Below are 14,315 nucleotides of genomic sequence, written 5' to 3' on the forward strand. Positions count from 1 at the left end.
CTCGCTCACCTCCGTCGGCCGAGCCGGTCCAGCTCCCGCAGCCCGGGGGTCGACTCGATCACCGTCGTGAAGCTGACCTTCTCGCTGGCCAGGGTGAGCGCGGTGACGGCGGCCAGCAGCCCGGCGCGGGCGCCGCGGCCGGGGAGCCGCGCCAGGCGCAGCCCCACCAGCGCGCCGAGGGCGTTGGCGCCGCAGTCGCCGAGCATCACCCGCTCGCCGAGGTCCTCGGGCAGCACCGCCAGGGTCGCGCCCAGCGGCCCGGCGACCAGCCCGCCGGCCGGCCCGCCCAGGGTCGCCGCGGTCGCGAGCACGCCGGCCTTGCCGGCGCGGCCGGGCCGCAGGTCGAGCAGGTTGACCAGGTTCGCCGTCCCGGCGACGAGGCCGGTGGTGAGCACGCCGTCGACCAGCGCACCGGTGCCGCGGCCGCGGGTCGTGAGCAGGGCGGCGGCCGCGGCGGCGGCGCCGATGCCGGCCACCTTGACCGCGCCGGCGGAGACCCGGCCCTCCCGGAGCGCGCGCAGGTGCCCGGCCAGGCCCTTGTCGCGGGCCTGCTCGGGGCGGGCACCGGCGAGGTCGTCGTAGCCGCCGACCAGGCCGGACACGCCGCCGACGACCGCCGCGGCCGCCCGCGTCCCGGCCGGGGCGCCGAGCACCGCGGTCGCCGTCGCGGCGGCGGCCAGCGCCGGCCCGCCCAGCAGGGTCACCGGGCGCCCGCCGTAGTTGGTGCGGCGCCACGGCGCACCGGCCGGCCGGGCGGTCAGCGCCGCGGCACCGGCCAGCGCGGCCCGCGCCGCCGCGGCGCCGGCCAGCGCGAGGGCGGCCCTGCGGCCGCTCACCGCGTGGCGGCCGGGACCGGCGGCACCGGCTGGGTGTCCTCGCCGGTGCCGTACTTGCCCGACGTGCCCTCGCCCTCGCGGCCGAGCGCCAGCACCGTGCTGATCTGCCCCTCGATGGTGTCCACGTTGTCGACGGTGGAGACGGCGGCGGAGGTGACCGGGTCGGCGCGCAGCACGCCCACCAGGCCGGCCTCGACGGCGGCGCTGGCGTCGCCGGACACCACGGCGCCGGAGCCCGCCGCGTCGAGGGCGGCGGCGAGCTGGACGAGGGTGGCGTTGCGCTGCTCGGCGCCGTCGCCCTCGAAGGCGCCGGTGGTCAGCACCACGGCGTAGTTGGCCGGGGCGACCGACGCGCTGTCCTGGCCGAGCACCTCGAGCGCCGACAGGCCGGCGAGCACCGAGGACAGGTCGGCGGTGCTCGGCGCGGCACCGACCGACGGGATCATCAGCACCTGGGCGAGGACGGCGGCGACGAGCTGCCCGGCGTCCCCGTTCTCGGGCAGCTGGACGCCCGCGGGCAGCCCCCCGCCGGTCACGTAGTTCTCCAGGCTCGAGGCGGTCGACGGGTCGCTGTACTCCGGCTGCAGCCGCAGCGTGCCGTTGACGGTGCCGCCCGCCTCGCCGACCAGCGCGGTGACCTCCTCGACGGTGTCGGTGGGCACGTCCTCGTTGGTGACCACGAGGACGACGCTGCGGCCGGCGAGCGCACCGTCGACCAGGGACGGCGCGACGGCGGCGGTGAAGGCGTCGCCGGTCTCCTGCTGGGCCTGCAGCTGCTGGGTGCTGTCCTCGAGGGCGCGCTTGTCCTGCTCGAGGGCGGAGACCTGGCCGCGGAGGTCGTCGAGGATCGGCCCGTTGAGCTGGGTGGTGCCGATGACGATCCCCAGCGCGATCGCGAGGAAGACCGCGATCAGGGAGACCAGGTGGTAGCGGAAGTCGATCACGAGAAGAGGTTCTCCAGCCAGAACACGAAGCTGTTCCATTGGTCGACCAGCAGGTCGATGTAGACGCGGCCGGCCGAGGACACCCAGATCGCCGAGCCGATGGCCAGGAAGGCGGCGAGCACCAGCACGACCAGCGCGGCGGTGGAGATGCGGCTGCGGTAGAGCCGGCTCACGCCCTTCGCGTCGACGAGCTTGCCGCCCAGCCGCAGCCGGGTGAGGAAGGTGGAGGCCATGCCGCCGCGGCCCTTGTCGAGGAACTCGACGAGGGTGGCGTGGGTGCCGACGGCGACGATGAGCTTGGCGCCCTTCTCGTCGGCCAGGAGCATCGCGATGTCCTCGCTGGTGGCGGCCGCCGGGAAGGTGATGGCCTCGACCCCGAGGTCCTGCACGCGCGCCAGCCCGGGTGCGCGGCCGTCGGCGTAGGCGTGGACGACGACCTCGGCGCCGGAGCGCAGCACGTCGTCGCTCACCGAGTCCATGTCGCCGATGATCATGTCCGGCTGGTAGCCGGCCTCCTTGAGCGCGTCGGCGCCGCCGTCGACGCCGATGAGCACCGGCCGGTAGTCGCGGATGTAGGACCGCAGCGCGGCGAGGTCCTCCTTGTAGTCGTAGCCGCGGACGACGACCAGCACGTGCCGGCCCTCGATCTGCGTCTCGACGTCGGGGACGCCGACCCCGTCGAGCAGGAGCGCCCGCTCCCGCTTCATGTACTCCATGGTGTTGGCGGCGAAGGCCTCCAGCTGCGTGGAGAGCCCGGCCTTGGCCTCGGCCATGGCCAGCGCGACGGTGTCGGCGTCCTGGGCGGTGCCCTTGGCCAGGACCGCGCCGTCCTCGCCGTACAGGGTGTCGCCGTCGAGGCGGACCCGCGCGCCCTCCTTGACCTTGGTGAACACCTCCTTGCCGACGTCGTCGACGAGGGGGATGCCGGCGGAGACGAGGATCTCGGGACCGAGGTTCGGGTAGCGGCCGGAGATGCTCGGCGCGGCGTTGACCACCGCGGCGACCTTGCAGGCCACCAGCGAGTCGGCGCTCACCCGGTCGACGTCCTGGTGGTCGATGACCGCGATGTCCCCGGGCCGCAGCCGCTTGGTCAGGTTCTTGGTGCGGCGGTCCAGGCGGACGGTCCCGGACACACCGGGCGCCGTCTCCTGGGCCCGGCCGCGTCGCAGGGTGCCGATGCGCATGACCTCCATGCTGGCACGCGGCGCACAGGGGCCCGCCGTCCGACGCGCGTTGGCGATCTCTCAGTTACGCACCGTGCGCGACACCGGGTGCGCGCGACACGCCGACGACAGCGGCTGAGCGGGACCGTTACCGATCTGTGTCTAGCGTGGCCCGCGTGACTGGTGGGACGTCAGCGGTGAGCAGTGCAGCGACGGTCCCCGGCCCGAGGGCCGATGCGGGGCCGCCCCCTCCGGAGGCGGTGGTCCTCGCGGTCCCTGATGAGCCACGGCGCGCCGATCCGGGCGCTGCCGGTGGTCCCGCGTCGTCGGCCCCTGCCCCCGGCGCCGACGCGGGTCCGCCGGAGCCGGCCGGTGCGCCGGAGGGCGTGTCCGCCCCCCGCGGTAGGCGGAGACTGCGGGGGGCGGGCATCCGGGAGCGGCGGCGGCAGCAGACCCGCGCCCGGATCGTCGACGCGGCGGCCGAGCTGTTCGCCGAGCGGGGGTTCGACGCGGTGAGCGTGGTGGAGATCGCCCAGCGCGCCGGGGTGGTCGAGAAGACGGTGTTCAACCACTTCCCGGTCAAGGAGGGGCTGGTCTTCGAGGCCGATCCGCCGATGCGGGCCGCGCTGCTCGACGCCGTCCGCGCCCGCCCGGCCGGCGAGTCGGTGGCGGCCGCGGCCGGCAGCTTCGTCGTCGCGGCGGTGGGCGTGCTCGGCTCGCCGGAGGCCGCCGCGGGCATGGCCGAGATGGCACGGATCATCCGCGGCAGCCGGACGCTGCAGGTGCGCGAGCGGGAGATCCTCGACTCGCTGACCACCGCGCTGGGCGACCTGATCGCCGAGGAGACGCGGGCCGCGCCCGGCGCGCTGGAGCCGTGGCTGACCGCGCACGCCGTCCTCGGGCTCTACGCCGCGCTGCTGGACCTCGCCCGCGACCGGGTGCTGGCCGGCGCGTCGGGCCCGCAGCTCACCGCGGAGCTGCGGGCGCGCGGCGAGCGCGGCCTCGCGCTGCTGCAGTTCGGCCTGGCGGGCTACGCCAAGCGGCGGTAGCGCTACCCCGGGATCTGCAGGGCCCGCAGCAGCTGGGTCGCCCGGTCGCCGGGGATGTCGGGGTCCTGGGTGAGCAGCGCGACGGCGACCATGTACTCGGACTCGCCGCTCCAGCCGCGGCCGCCGGCGCAGATCCGCCGGATGTGCTCGCGCACCTTGGGCTCGCTGCTGTAGGGGCCGTAGTCCAGGCCCATGGCGAGGAAGTTGACCACCCGGTAGCCGAGGTCGCCGGCGGTGGTGACGGTGCCGACGGGGTCGGAGTAGCTGGGGACGGCGACGACCAGGTTCTCGTAGCCGGCCTTGAGCAGCTGCAGCACGAGGTCGTTGCCGTGGACGCCGCCCCACAGCTCGGGCATGAGGATGTCGCCGTCGGGGGCGGGGATGTAGGGGGGGTTGGCGATGACCGTGCTCACCCGCGGCACGCCGCCGGAGTCGGCGCGCTCGAAGAAGTCCCCGAGCTCGACGGTGTAGCGGTCGGCGACCCCGCGCTCGGCGATGTTGCGCCGCGCCTTCTCCAGCGACTCCGCGCTGACGTCGTAGCTGCGCACCCGCAGCCCGGGCAGCGAGCGGACGACGTCGGCGATGGCCGAGGCGTCACCGGTGCCCAGCTCGACGACGCCCTCCTCCTCCCAGCGCAGCTGCTCGCGGTACTGGTCGAGCAGCATGCAGACGGAGAAGCCGTAGTGCGCGGACTCGTCGGCGGAGGAGAAGCAGCTCACCGGGCGGCGCTCCGCGCCACGGGCGGGGAGACCGACGGGGACCCGACATCGGGCCGGTGGAGAAGGCGCACGGGAGGACCCCTACCCCGGCCGGAGCGGAACTAAGCCGGGCGTCACCCGGTGGTGCGCGGTGTTCTCGTGCGGGTCACCCGCGCGCCTGGCCCGCGACGGCCAGCAGTTCCCGGGCGTGCGCCTGACCGGTGTCGCTGTCGGCCAGGCCGGAGAGCATGCGGGCGAGCTCGCGCACCCGGTCCTCCCCCTCGACGGCGCGGATGTCGGTGGCGGTCACCCCGGCGTCGGTGTCGGGCGACTTGTCCACCACGAGGTGGGTGTCGGCGAAGGCGGCGACCTGCGCGAGGTGGGTGACGACGACGACCTGGTGCCGGCCGGCCAGCCGGGCGAGCCGCCGCCCGATCTCGCCGGCCGCGGAGCCGCCGACGCCGGCGTCGACCTCGTCGAACACCATGACCGGCACCGGGTCGGCGCCGGCGAACACGACCTCGATCGCGAGCATGACGCGGGAGAGCTCGCCGCCGGAGGCGCCCTTGTGCACCGGGCGGGGCGGCGCGCCCGGGTGCGGCGCGAGCAGCAGCGCGACCTCGTCGAGCCCCTCGGGGCCGGGGTCGTCGGCGTCGGTCTCGATGGAGAACGAGACGCGGGCGCTCTTCATCGCCAGGCCCGCCAGCTCCTGCCCGACCTCGGCGGCGAACCCCTCGGCCGCGGCGCGGCGCCCGTCGGAGACCTGCCGGCCGAGCTCGTCGACCTCGGCACGGGCCGCGTCGCGCTCGGCGGCGAGCTTGTCGAGGGCCTCCTCGGAGACGTCCAGCTCCGACAGCCGCTGCCGCGCGTCCTCGGCCCAGGCCAGGACCCCGGCCAGGCCCTGCCCGGGGTCGGCGTACTTGCGGACCAGCGCGGTGATCGCCGCCCGCCGGTCGAGGACCTCGGCCAGCCGGGCCGGGTCGGCGTCGAGGTCGGCGACGTAGCCGGCCAGCTGCACCGACACGTCGGAGACGACCGCGACGGCGTCGGCGAGGTCCTGGGCGAGCAGGACGAGCGTCGGGTCGTCGGAGGCGGCGAGCGCCCGTTCGGCGATGGACAGCGCGGCGGTGGCGTCCTGCGGGGCCTCTCCCCCGCCGAAGTCGCCGGTGACGTCGCCGACGAGGGCCAGGCGGGCCGCGTCGGCCGCGGCGCGCAGGGCGTCGGCGTCCCCCAGCCGCTTGGCCTGGGTGTCGAGCGCCTCGTCCTCGCCCGGCTCGGGGGCGACGGCGGCGATCTCCTCCAGGCCGTGCCGGAGGACGTCGGCGGCCTGGGCGAGCTCGCGGGCCTGGGTGCGGCGGCGGTCGAGGTCGGCGGCGAGCTCGCGCCAGCGGGCGTAGGCCGCGCGGTAGCGGTCGAGCAGCCCGAGGTGCGCCGCCCCGGCGTAGCGGTCGAGCGCCCGGCGCTGCTCGGCGGGGCGGGACAGCCGCAGCTGGTCGGTCTGCCCATGGACGGCGAGCAGGCCCTCGGAGAGCTCGGCGACCAGGCCGACCGGCACGCTGCGGCCGCCCAGGTGGGCGCGGGAGCGGCCCTCGGCGCTGACGGTGCGGGCCAGGATGAGGCTGCCGTCGTCGTCGGGCTCGGCGCCGGCCTCGGCGGCCCGCTGCCACACCGGGGAGTCCGGCGGGAGCACCAGCCGGCCCTCGACCCCGGCCCGGCCACCGGCGCGGACCCGGCCGGGGTCGGCGCGACCGCCGAACAGCAGCGTCAGCCCGGTCACCACCATCGTCTTGCCCGCGCCGGTCTCGCCGGTGACGACCGTCAGGCCCGGCCCGAGCTCGAGGGTGGCCTCGTCGATGGAGCCCAGACCGCGCAGGTGCAGCTCGGTGAGGGCGCCGATCGGCTCGGCTGCCGGCTTCCGGCGGTCAGTCGTCGTCCTGCGTGCCGCCACCGCTCACCTCCCCCGCGGCCCGTGGGCCGCCGTCGGCGCCCGGGGCCACCACGACGTCCCGGCTCAGCACGTTGCGCGAGGCCGGCAGCTCGTGGCCGGGGCCCTCGTGGTGCTGGCGCGGCCGGGCGTCGCGGAAGCCGCGCACCGGCAGGCCGAACTTGGCCACCAGCCGGTCGCCGAAGGAGGTCGCGTGCACCCGGGCGATGCGCACCGGGCGGGCGGCGCGGCGGACGTCGACCCGCCCGCCCTCGGGCAGCTCGATGGCCCGGCGGCCGTCGGCGGAGATGCGGGCGGTGTTGCCGTCGGCCGGGACCGAGACGCCGAGCACCGAGTCGGGCGAGGTGACCAGGGGCCGGGCGAAGAGGGCGTGCGCGTTGCTGGGGACCAGCAGCAGCGCCTCGACGTCGGGCCAGACCACGGGGCCACCGGCCGAGAAGGCGTAGGCGGTGGAGCCGGTCGGGGTGGCGCAGAGGATGCCGTCGCAGCCGAAGCTGGTGAGCGGCCGGCCGTCGATGGAGAGGACGACGTCGAGCACCCGGGAGCGCTGGCTCTTCTCGATCGAGACCTCGTTGAGCGCCCACGTGCCGCCCACGGTGGCGCCGTCCCTGTCGAAGACGTCGACCTCGAGGGCCAGCCGCTTCTCCACGGCGTACTCGCATCGCTCGATGGCCAGCAGCGTCTCCTCGACCGCCTCGGGCTCGGTCTCGGCGAGGAAGCCGACCCGGCCCAGGTTGACGCCCATGAGCGCGGCGTGGGTGTAGCGGGCGAGCTCGGCGGCGCGCAGGAACGTGCCGTCGCCACCGAAGACCATGACGATCTCGGCGCCGCGGGCCGCCTCGGCGTCGGCGGGCACGACCTCGGCGCCCCCGATGGCCAGGTCGGGCGCCTCCTCCTCCAGCACCCGCACGGTGATGCCGGCCTTCTGCAGCCGCGCCGCCGAGCTCTGCGCCAGTTCGAGGATGTCCTGCCGGCCGGTGTGCACGGCCAGCAGCACGTGCCGGCCGCGGGCCGGGGCGCTCCATCCGGGTTCGGTCACTGCGGGCCCTCCTGCACTGCGCGTCGCACGTCGTCCTCGTCCGGCGGGCCGGCGTCCCGGCGCAGCCACAGGAAGAACTCCACGTTCCCGGCCGGTCCGGGCAGCGGGCTGGCCACCACCCCCGCCGTCCCCCAGCCCAGCGCGGCGGCGGCCGCGCCGACCTCCAGCACGGCGGCGATCCGGTGCTCGGGGTCGCGGACCACCCCGCCGGCGCCCAGCCGCTCGCGGCCCACCTCGAACTGGGGCTTGACCATGGGCAGCAGGTCGGCGCCGGGCAGGGCGCAGGCGGTCAGGGCCGGCAGCACGAGCCGCAGGGAGATGAACGACAGGTCGGCGACGACGAGGTCGACCGGGCCGCCGATCGCCTCGGGCGTGAGCGTGCGGACGTTGGTGCGCTCGTGCACGTGCACCCGCTCGTCGGTGCGCAGCGACCACGCCAGCTCGCCGTAGCCGACGTCGACGGCGACGACCTCGGCGGCACCGCGGCGCAGCAGCACCTCGGTGAACCCGCCGGTGGAGGCACCGGCGTCGAGCGCCCGGCGGCCCCCGACCGGGACGGGGAAGGCCTCCAGGGCGCCGAGCAGCTTGTGCGCGCCGCGGGAGACCCACGTGGGGGTGCCGGGATCGGTGCGGACGACGACCGGGGTACCGGCCTCCACGCCGGTGGCGGCCTTCGTGGCGGCCCGGCCGGCGACGGCGACGCGGCCCTCGGCGATGAGCGCGACGGCGTGCTCGCGGGACCGGGCCAGGCCCCTGCGCACGAGCTCGGCGTCGAGTCGGCTGCGGCGGGGCATCAGAGCTGGTCGATCGTGCCGAGCTCGCGCTTGAGCCGGTCGTGCTCGGCCTCGAAGACGTCGACGTGCTCGGCCACCGGGCGCTCCTCCAGCCCGGCGAACCGGTCCCCGCCGCTGCGCTGCTCCGGCGTCGGGCGCTCCGCCCGCTCGTCGGGCGCGGTGGGCTCGGTCATGCCAGCGAGGTTACCGGCCGTGGACGACGGGCACCGGTGCCGAGCAGGGAGATACCGTGCCCGGACCCGGGCCGTCCGGGGACGACGTCGAGGGAGGGGCACCGCCGCGTGGCCACCATGGAGCAGTCGCTGAAGGCGCTGGACTCGATCCTCGGGCCACTCGCGGCGAACCCGGCCGCCGCCGACCTGGACCGCAGCCTGTCCTGCCGGCTCACCGACCTGCAGCAGGTCGTCCTCGGCCGGCTCCGCGACCGGGAGGTGCAGGACGTGCACACCGTCCCGGACGGTCCGTCGGTGCCCAAGGCGGACATCCGGCTGACCATGACCAGCGACGACCTGGTGGCGCTCACCGACGGCCGGCTGTCCTTCGGTCCGGCGTGGGCGTCGGGCCGGGTGAAGCTCGAGGCGGGGTTCCGCGACCTGCTCCGGCTGCGCAAGCTGCTCTGACCCCCGGTCAGGCCGGCGGCAGGCGCCAGCCGGCCAGCGCCCGGCGGGCCGCCTCGTCGGCCGCGGACACCCGCGGTGCCGCGGCGGTGTCCGGCGTGGCGGCCCAGTGGGCCACGCAGAGGGCGCGCAGCCCGTCGTAGCCGTCGTCCCGGCCGTCGTCCTCGCCGACGTCGTGGGCGTCCTCGTGGCCGTCGCCCGGCGCGGTCCGCCGGAGGACGAGGGTGCCACCGTCGTCGTGCGCCGCCGCCCAGGCGCCGCACCGCCACCCCACGCCGTCGGCGGTCACCGGCGGGTGCGCGACGAGCAGGCCCGCCACGTCGAAGGCCAGGAGGTCGGGCCGGTGGTCGGGGCGCGCGGCGAGCAGCGTCGCCGGGTCGGTGACGCCGGTGAAGACCAGCAGGCTGGCCGCGTCGGCCCGGCGCGCGCCCTCGATGTCGGTGTCGAGCCGGTCGCCCACGACGAGCGGGCGCTCGGCCCCCGTGCGGCGCACGCACTCGGCGTGCATGGCCGGATCGGGCTTGCCGGTCACCAGCGGCTCCTGGCCGGTCACGCCGCGGACCACGCCGACCATCGCGCCGTTGCCCGGCAGCGGCCCGCGGGGGGACGGGATGGTGGCGTCGGTGTTGGTGGCCACGTGCCGCGCCCCGTTGCGGATGGCGACGACGGCCTCGGCCAGCTGGCCCCAGCCGACCTCGCGGCCGTAGCCCTGGACGACCGCCTCCGGGTCGTCCTCGGCACGCTCCACGACGGTGAGCCCGGCGGCGCGCAGGGCGATCGCGACGCCCGGTCCGCCGACGGGCAGGACGCGCGCGCCGGCGCCGAACCGCTCGGCGACCACGCTGGCCGCCGCCTGGGAACTGGTGATCACGTCGGCCGCCTCGGCCGGCACCCCCAGCTCGGCGAGGTGGGCGGCCACCTCGGCCGGTGGACGGGCGGCGTTGTTGGTGACGAAGCCCAGCCGCTGGCCCGCCCCGCGGGCTGCCGCGAGCGCGTCGGGGACGCCGGGGACCGCGTCGGGGCCGACGTAGACCACGCCGTCGAGGTCGAGCAGGGCGACGTCGAAGACGGTGGCCGGGGGCCGCTCGCAGCCGCGGGCCAGGGACGGGACCGCGCCGCCGCTCACGCCGACTCCCCGGCGCGGCGGGCGCGGACGCCGCGCAGCGCCCGCGCGTAGTGCCCGAGGTCGGGGCGCATGGCCACGGCCAGGGCGAGGTGCTCGGCGGCGAGCGGGAGCCGGCCGGCCCGGCTGGCGGCCAGGCCCAGCCCGAAGTGCGCGTAGTCGTCGGTCGGGTTGACCGCGATCAGCTCGGTGAACGAGGCGATGGCCTCGTCGTACCGGCCGGCGTCGTACTGCGCCCGGGCGAGCGCCTCCAGCACGCTGCGGGACGCGGGCTCGGCCTCCGCGGCGCGGCCGAGGATGGTGGCCGCGGCCGCCGGGTCACCGTTGTTGAGCAGCTGCAGGCCGCGCTGGTACCACTCGTAGACGCCGCCTTCCGGGGAGCCTTCGTCGGACACCGCTGCCCCTTCCGCGTCGCCCTCCCTCCGCGGCGCGCCGCGGCCGGTGCCCGTGCGGGAACCGGTGGCGGCGGCGAGCCGGAGCGGGACGCTCCTACGATCACCGTCGTGTCCTCGTCGTCGGTGCAGTCCGCGTCGCTGCCGGCGACGGGGCTGGAGGTGCGGCCCTTCCGGGCGCTCACCTACCGGCGTCGAGACCCCGGACACCTGGCCCGGGTGAGCTCGCCAGCCTACGACCTGGTCACCCCCGGCGGCCGGGAGCGCCTGGCCGAGGCCGACCCGTACAACATCGTGCGCCTCATCCTCCCCCGCGTCGAACCCGGCACCCCCGGCGCCGGTGGTCCGCACCCCTCGGCGGAGCTGTCGGCCCGGACGCTGCGGCAGTGGCAGGCCGCCGGCGTGCTCGAGCGCGACGAGCGGCCGGCGCTCTGGCGCTACGAGATGCGGCCGGCGAGCGGCGCACCGGCCACGGTGGGCTGGCTCGGCGCGGTCGCCCTGCCGGCGCCCGGCTCGCGGGCGGTCCTGCCGCACGAGGACACCTACCCGGTGGCCGTCGAGGGCCGGCGTGCCCTGCTGGCCGCGACCCGGACCGACCTCGAGCCGATCGTGCTCGCCCACGACCCCGACGCGGGCATCGCGGCCCTGACGCAGGCGGCGCAGCAGGGTGAGCCGACCCTGCGGCTCGACGACTCCGACGGCGTGGCCCACCGGCTGTGGCGGGTGTCCGACCCGGCGGTGCTGGCCGACCTGACGGCCGCGTTCACCGGGGTGGACGCCGTCATCGCCGACGGGCACCACCGGTTCGCCGCGGCCCAGGCGCACGCCCGGAGTGCCGCCGGTGGCGGGGCCGACGCGATCCTGGCGCTGCTCACGCCGATGGGCCCGGGCGGGCTGCGCGTGGAGGCCATCCACCGCGTCGTCCCCGACCTGCCGCTGGGGCCGGCCGTCGAGCAGGCGGCCGCCGGATTCCGCGTCCGCGAGCTGCCGACCGGCGGCCCGTCCGCCGAGCCCCAGGCGCGCCGGTGGCTCGCCGACCCCGCTGCCGGGGGGTTCCTGCTCAGCGACGGGCAGCGGCTGGTCGAGCTGCGTGACCCGTCGGATCCCGTCCGGCTGGCGGTGCCGCCCGAGGCGCCCGCGGCGTGGCGCGGTCTCGACGTCGTCCTGGCCCACCACGGCCTGTTCGAGCGCCTGTGGGGGCGGCCCGACGACCCCGCGTCGGTCCTGGTGGCCCACGACGTCCCAGAGGCGCTGCGGGCGGCCGGTGAGCGCCACGGCACCGCCGTCCTGCTCCGCGCGCCCTCGCCCGCGGACGTCGCCGCCGTGGCCCGGGCGGGCGCGCGGATGCCGCGCAAGTCGACCCTGTTCGTCCCCAAGCCCCGCACCGGGCTGGTTCTGCGACCGCACGCCGGTTGATCCTCAGGCGGTCCGCACGTCGGCGGCCGCCGTGGCCCGCGGGACCTTGCGCCCCTTGCGGCAGTTGACCTCGCAGACCGAGGTCTTCGTGCCGCCGCCGGTGCGCCAGAAGCGGCGCTGCAGGGCGCCCTCCACCTCGACGACGTCGCCGGGCTGCCACAGCGCCACACGGCGCTGCAGTGCCCGGTCGTAGGTCACGCAGTTCAGGACGTCGACCGATCGCCCGCGGGCCCGGGGGTCGGGCCGGCGGACGATCAGACGGAAGGTCACCAGCGCGTCCCCGCTGGGCAGGGTGCGCACCTCCGCGGGGGCGGACAGCCGGCCCCGTAGCAGCACGTCGTTCCGGTCGATCACAGCCACGCTCATGCCACGAGCCTGACCACCGGTGGGACCGCGGCCCAGGCGCGGCGACGATCTGTGGACGCGGAGTGGCGCTGTGGACGTCCGCCGCCATTCCTGTCGGTGGGTCAGTCCCCGGCGTCGCGGTCCGGCCGTGCGAGCGGGTGGTCCTCGCCGAGCAGCTCGGCCACCTCGGCCTCGATGTCGTCGCTCAGGTCGAGCTCGTCCTCGTCGAGGTCGTCGCCGGCGGCAGCCGCAGGCGGCGTCGGCGGCTCCTCCGCCGCCGGCTCCTCGACGAGCAGCTCCTCGGAGAACACGACCGCGGGGCCCTCGCCCAGGCCGGCGAGGTCGTCGGGGTCGGCCTCGGCCACGGCCTCCCGCCACGCCGTGGCCCGCGCCGCCTCGCCCTGGTCGGCGAGCAGGTCGGCGTACGCGGCGGCCACCCGCAGGCGGCCCGGGTCGTCACCGGTCAGCGACGACGGGTCGGGACGGCCGCCGAGCGCGTCCTCCAGCACCAGCCGGGCGGCGGCCGCCTCACCCAGGTCGCGCCGGGCGCCGGCCTCCACGAGGCGCAGCTCGACCTGTTCCTCGGCGTCCGGTGTGCCGGCCAGGGCCTCGGCCACCAGGCGCAGGGCCACCTCGGGCCGGCCGAGGGCGCGCTCGCAGTCGGCGAGGACGGCGCGGTAGCTCTCGTCCCCGCTCATCCGCCGGTACGCCCGCAGTTCGCGGGCGGCCTCGGCGAAGTCGCCGGCGTGGTAGGCGGCGACCCCCACGGCCTCGCGGACCGCGGCGACCCGGGAGGCGCGGTCGCGCGCCGCACGCGCGTGCTCGAGCGCGAGCTCGGGGTCCTCGTCGACGAGCGTCCCCGCCACGACGAGGTGGCGGGCGACGCGATCGGCGTTGCGCGGGTCGAGCCCCCGCAACGCGGCTCGCACCGAGCCGTCGAGCTCCTTGGGGTCGGCCCACTCCGGCAGTTCGGGACCGGCCGGACGTGGAGGCTGGTCGGTGGGTCGCGGGGGACGGCGGTCGTCGCCGGGACGCCGGTCGCGCCGGTCCTGCCGGTCCCGTCCGCCCGCCGTTCGGTCCGCGCGGGGGGCGGCGGGTCGCCGCCCCTCCCACTGCGGGCGGTCGCCGGTGGCCGGCCGCTCAGCGCGCGGCCCGCCGGTGCGGTGGGGCCGGTCCTCGTGTGCCCGCCGGTCCTGCCAGGCCGCGCCTTCCCGCCCGCCGGCCGAGGGGCGTCGGTCGCGCGCGGGTCGCTCCCCGTCGGGACGTCGGTCGCGCCACGACGAGCCCTCGCCGTCGGGACGGCGGTCCTGCCACGACGAACGGCCGCTGCCGGCACGCCGGTCCTGCCACTGGCTGCGCTGCGGACGCTCGCCTCCGCGGGGCGCGCCGCCCCGCTCCGGTCCGCGGCCTTCACCGGGTGCTCCGGAGTTCCGCCGGTCGCCGCCGACGTCCCCGTCCGGCCTCCCGCGGTAGCCACCGGCGGGCCGCTGCGGCCGCTCGCCGCCGCTCCAATGGGGCCGCTCGGTCCGCCCGCCGCGCCCCTCGGTGCTACCGGTCCCGCGACCTGAGCCGCCGACGCCACCACCGCGCTCGGACCCGCCCCGCTGCTGTCGGCCCGCACCGCCGCGGGGTCCGCCGGCGCCGCCGCCGCTGCGCCGTGGGCCGCCCCGCCGGGACGGGGAGCCGCCGGATCCGCCTCGCGGAGCTGTCATGACGTCTGGGTACCTCACGCTTCGGGGGCCTGTCCGAGCTCGAGCCCGAGGAGCCGGACAACACAAAGAGAACGGGGGCCGGAGCACCTGGCTCCGACCCCCGTTCTGGAAAGTATGTCCGGCGGCGTCCTACTCTCCCACCCCGTCTCCGGGGCAGTACCATCGGCGCTGAGAGGCTTAGCTTCCGGGTTCGGAATGAGACCGGGCGTTTCCCTCTCGCCATGGCCGCCGTAACGCTGTGA

General features: G+C 77.1%; 15 protein-coding genes and 1 rRNA gene. 3 read left to right on the plus strand and 13 right to left on the minus strand.

What is annotated here, in order from left to right:
- Positions 1–5 precede the first annotated feature (5 nt).
- The 3 genes from ACI8AF_RS22405 to steA are packed head-to-tail and all read right to left on the minus strand — an operon-like array spanning position 6 to position 2,964.
- Positions 6–836: a hypothetical protein gene (locus tag ACI8AF_RS22405; RefSeq protein WP_456541972.1), complete on the minus strand. Its 831-nt coding sequence runs from the start codon at positions 834–836 to the stop codon at positions 6–8.
- Positions 833–1,780 carry a copper transporter gene (locus ACI8AF_RS22410; RefSeq protein WP_456541973.1) on the minus strand — a complete coding sequence of 316 codons (948 nt, stop codon included), beginning with the start codon at positions 1,778–1,780 and terminating at the stop codon, positions 833–835. The genes ACI8AF_RS22405 and ACI8AF_RS22410 overlap by 4 nt, the downstream gene beginning before the upstream one ends.
- Positions 1,777–2,964: a putative cytokinetic ring protein SteA gene (gene steA, locus ACI8AF_RS22415; protein WP_456541974.1), complete on the minus strand. Its 1,188-nt coding sequence runs from the start codon at positions 2,962–2,964 to the stop codon at positions 1,777–1,779. Before steA ends, ACI8AF_RS22410 begins: the two co-directional genes overlap by 4 nt.
- A 365-nt stretch (positions 2,965–3,329) precedes the next feature.
- On the opposite strand from steA, the gene ACI8AF_RS22420 reads away from it, so the two are divergent.
- On the plus strand, positions 3,330–3,992 hold the full coding sequence (locus ACI8AF_RS22420) for a TetR/AcrR family transcriptional regulator (protein ID WP_456541975.1): 663 nt from the start codon (positions 3,330–3,332) through the stop codon (positions 3,990–3,992).
- A 2-nt stretch (positions 3,993–3,994) separates the two neighbouring features.
- Here the strand turns inward: ACI8AF_RS22420 and ACI8AF_RS22425 are convergent, their stop codons facing one another.
- The 5 genes from ACI8AF_RS22425 to ACI8AF_RS22445 form a co-directional block, all read right to left on the minus strand.
- Complete coding sequence (locus tag ACI8AF_RS22425; RefSeq protein ID WP_456541976.1) at positions 3,995–4,711, minus strand: methylase; 717 nt, start codon at positions 4,709–4,711, stop codon at positions 3,995–3,997.
- A gap of 145 nt (positions 4,712–4,856) precedes the next feature.
- On the minus strand, positions 4,857–6,638 hold the full coding sequence (gene recN, locus ACI8AF_RS22430) for a DNA repair protein RecN (protein WP_456541977.1): 1,782 nt from the start codon (positions 6,636–6,638) through the stop codon (positions 4,857–4,859).
- Positions 6,613–7,674, minus strand: a complete 1,062-nt coding sequence (locus ACI8AF_RS22435; RefSeq protein ID WP_456541978.1) for an NAD kinase — start codon at positions 7,672–7,674, stop codon at positions 6,613–6,615. The genes recN and ACI8AF_RS22435 overlap by 26 nt, the downstream gene beginning before the upstream one ends.
- Complete coding sequence (locus tag ACI8AF_RS22440; RefSeq protein ID WP_456541979.1) at positions 7,671–8,468, minus strand: TlyA family RNA methyltransferase; 798 nt, start codon at positions 8,466–8,468, stop codon at positions 7,671–7,673. Before ACI8AF_RS22440 ends, ACI8AF_RS22435 begins: the two co-directional genes overlap by 4 nt.
- Positions 8,468–8,641 (minus strand): hypothetical protein, encoded by a 174-nt coding sequence (locus ACI8AF_RS22445; protein ID WP_456541980.1) that lies wholly within the window; start codon positions 8,639–8,641, stop codon positions 8,468–8,470. Before ACI8AF_RS22445 ends, ACI8AF_RS22440 begins: the two co-directional genes overlap by 1 nt.
- Before the next feature lie 117 nt (positions 8,642–8,758).
- Here ACI8AF_RS22445 and ACI8AF_RS22450 point away from each other — a divergent pair, with 117 nt between their 5' ends.
- Positions 8,759–9,088, plus strand: coding sequence for a sterol-binding protein (locus tag ACI8AF_RS22450; protein WP_456541986.1), 330 nt, complete (start codon positions 8,759–8,761; stop codon positions 9,086–9,088).
- A 7-nt stretch (positions 9,089–9,095) separates the two neighbouring features.
- Here ACI8AF_RS22450 and ACI8AF_RS22455 read toward each other — a convergent pair whose 3' ends face one another.
- Positions 9,096–10,211 carry an HAD-IIA family hydrolase gene (locus tag ACI8AF_RS22455; protein WP_456541981.1) on the minus strand — a complete coding sequence of 372 codons (1,116 nt, stop codon included), beginning with the start codon at positions 10,209–10,211 and terminating at the stop codon, positions 9,096–9,098.
- On the minus strand, positions 10,208–10,603 hold the full coding sequence (locus tag ACI8AF_RS22460; protein WP_456541982.1) for a tetratricopeptide repeat protein: 396 nt from the start codon (positions 10,601–10,603) through the stop codon (positions 10,208–10,210). Before ACI8AF_RS22460 ends, ACI8AF_RS22455 begins: the two co-directional genes overlap by 4 nt.
- Before the next feature lie 108 nt (positions 10,604–10,711).
- On the opposite strand from ACI8AF_RS22460, the gene ACI8AF_RS22465 reads away from it, so the two are divergent.
- The gene (locus tag ACI8AF_RS22465; protein ID WP_456541983.1) at positions 10,712–12,016 is read left to right on the plus strand and encodes a DUF1015 domain-containing protein; all 1,305 of its coding nucleotides are present in this window, start codon (positions 10,712–10,714) and stop codon (positions 12,014–12,016) included.
- 3 nt (positions 12,017–12,019) lie between these two features.
- Here ACI8AF_RS22465 and ACI8AF_RS22470 read toward each other — a convergent pair whose 3' ends face one another.
- From ACI8AF_RS22470 to rrf, 3 genes are all read right to left on the minus strand, one after another.
- Complete coding sequence (locus ACI8AF_RS22470) at positions 12,020–12,382, minus strand: single-stranded DNA-binding protein (protein ID WP_456541984.1); 363 nt, start codon at positions 12,380–12,382, stop codon at positions 12,020–12,022.
- Between the two features lie 101 nt (positions 12,383–12,483).
- Complete coding sequence (locus ACI8AF_RS22475; protein WP_456541985.1) at positions 12,484–13,290, minus strand: tetratricopeptide repeat protein; 807 nt, start codon at positions 13,288–13,290, stop codon at positions 12,484–12,486.
- 899 nt (positions 13,291–14,189) lie between these two features.
- A 5S ribosomal RNA gene (gene rrf, locus ACI8AF_RS22480) occupies positions 14,190–14,306 on the minus strand.
- Between the last annotated feature and the right edge of the window lie 9 nt (positions 14,307–14,315).

The organism is Blastococcus sp. SYSU D00669, assembly GCF_054050715.1.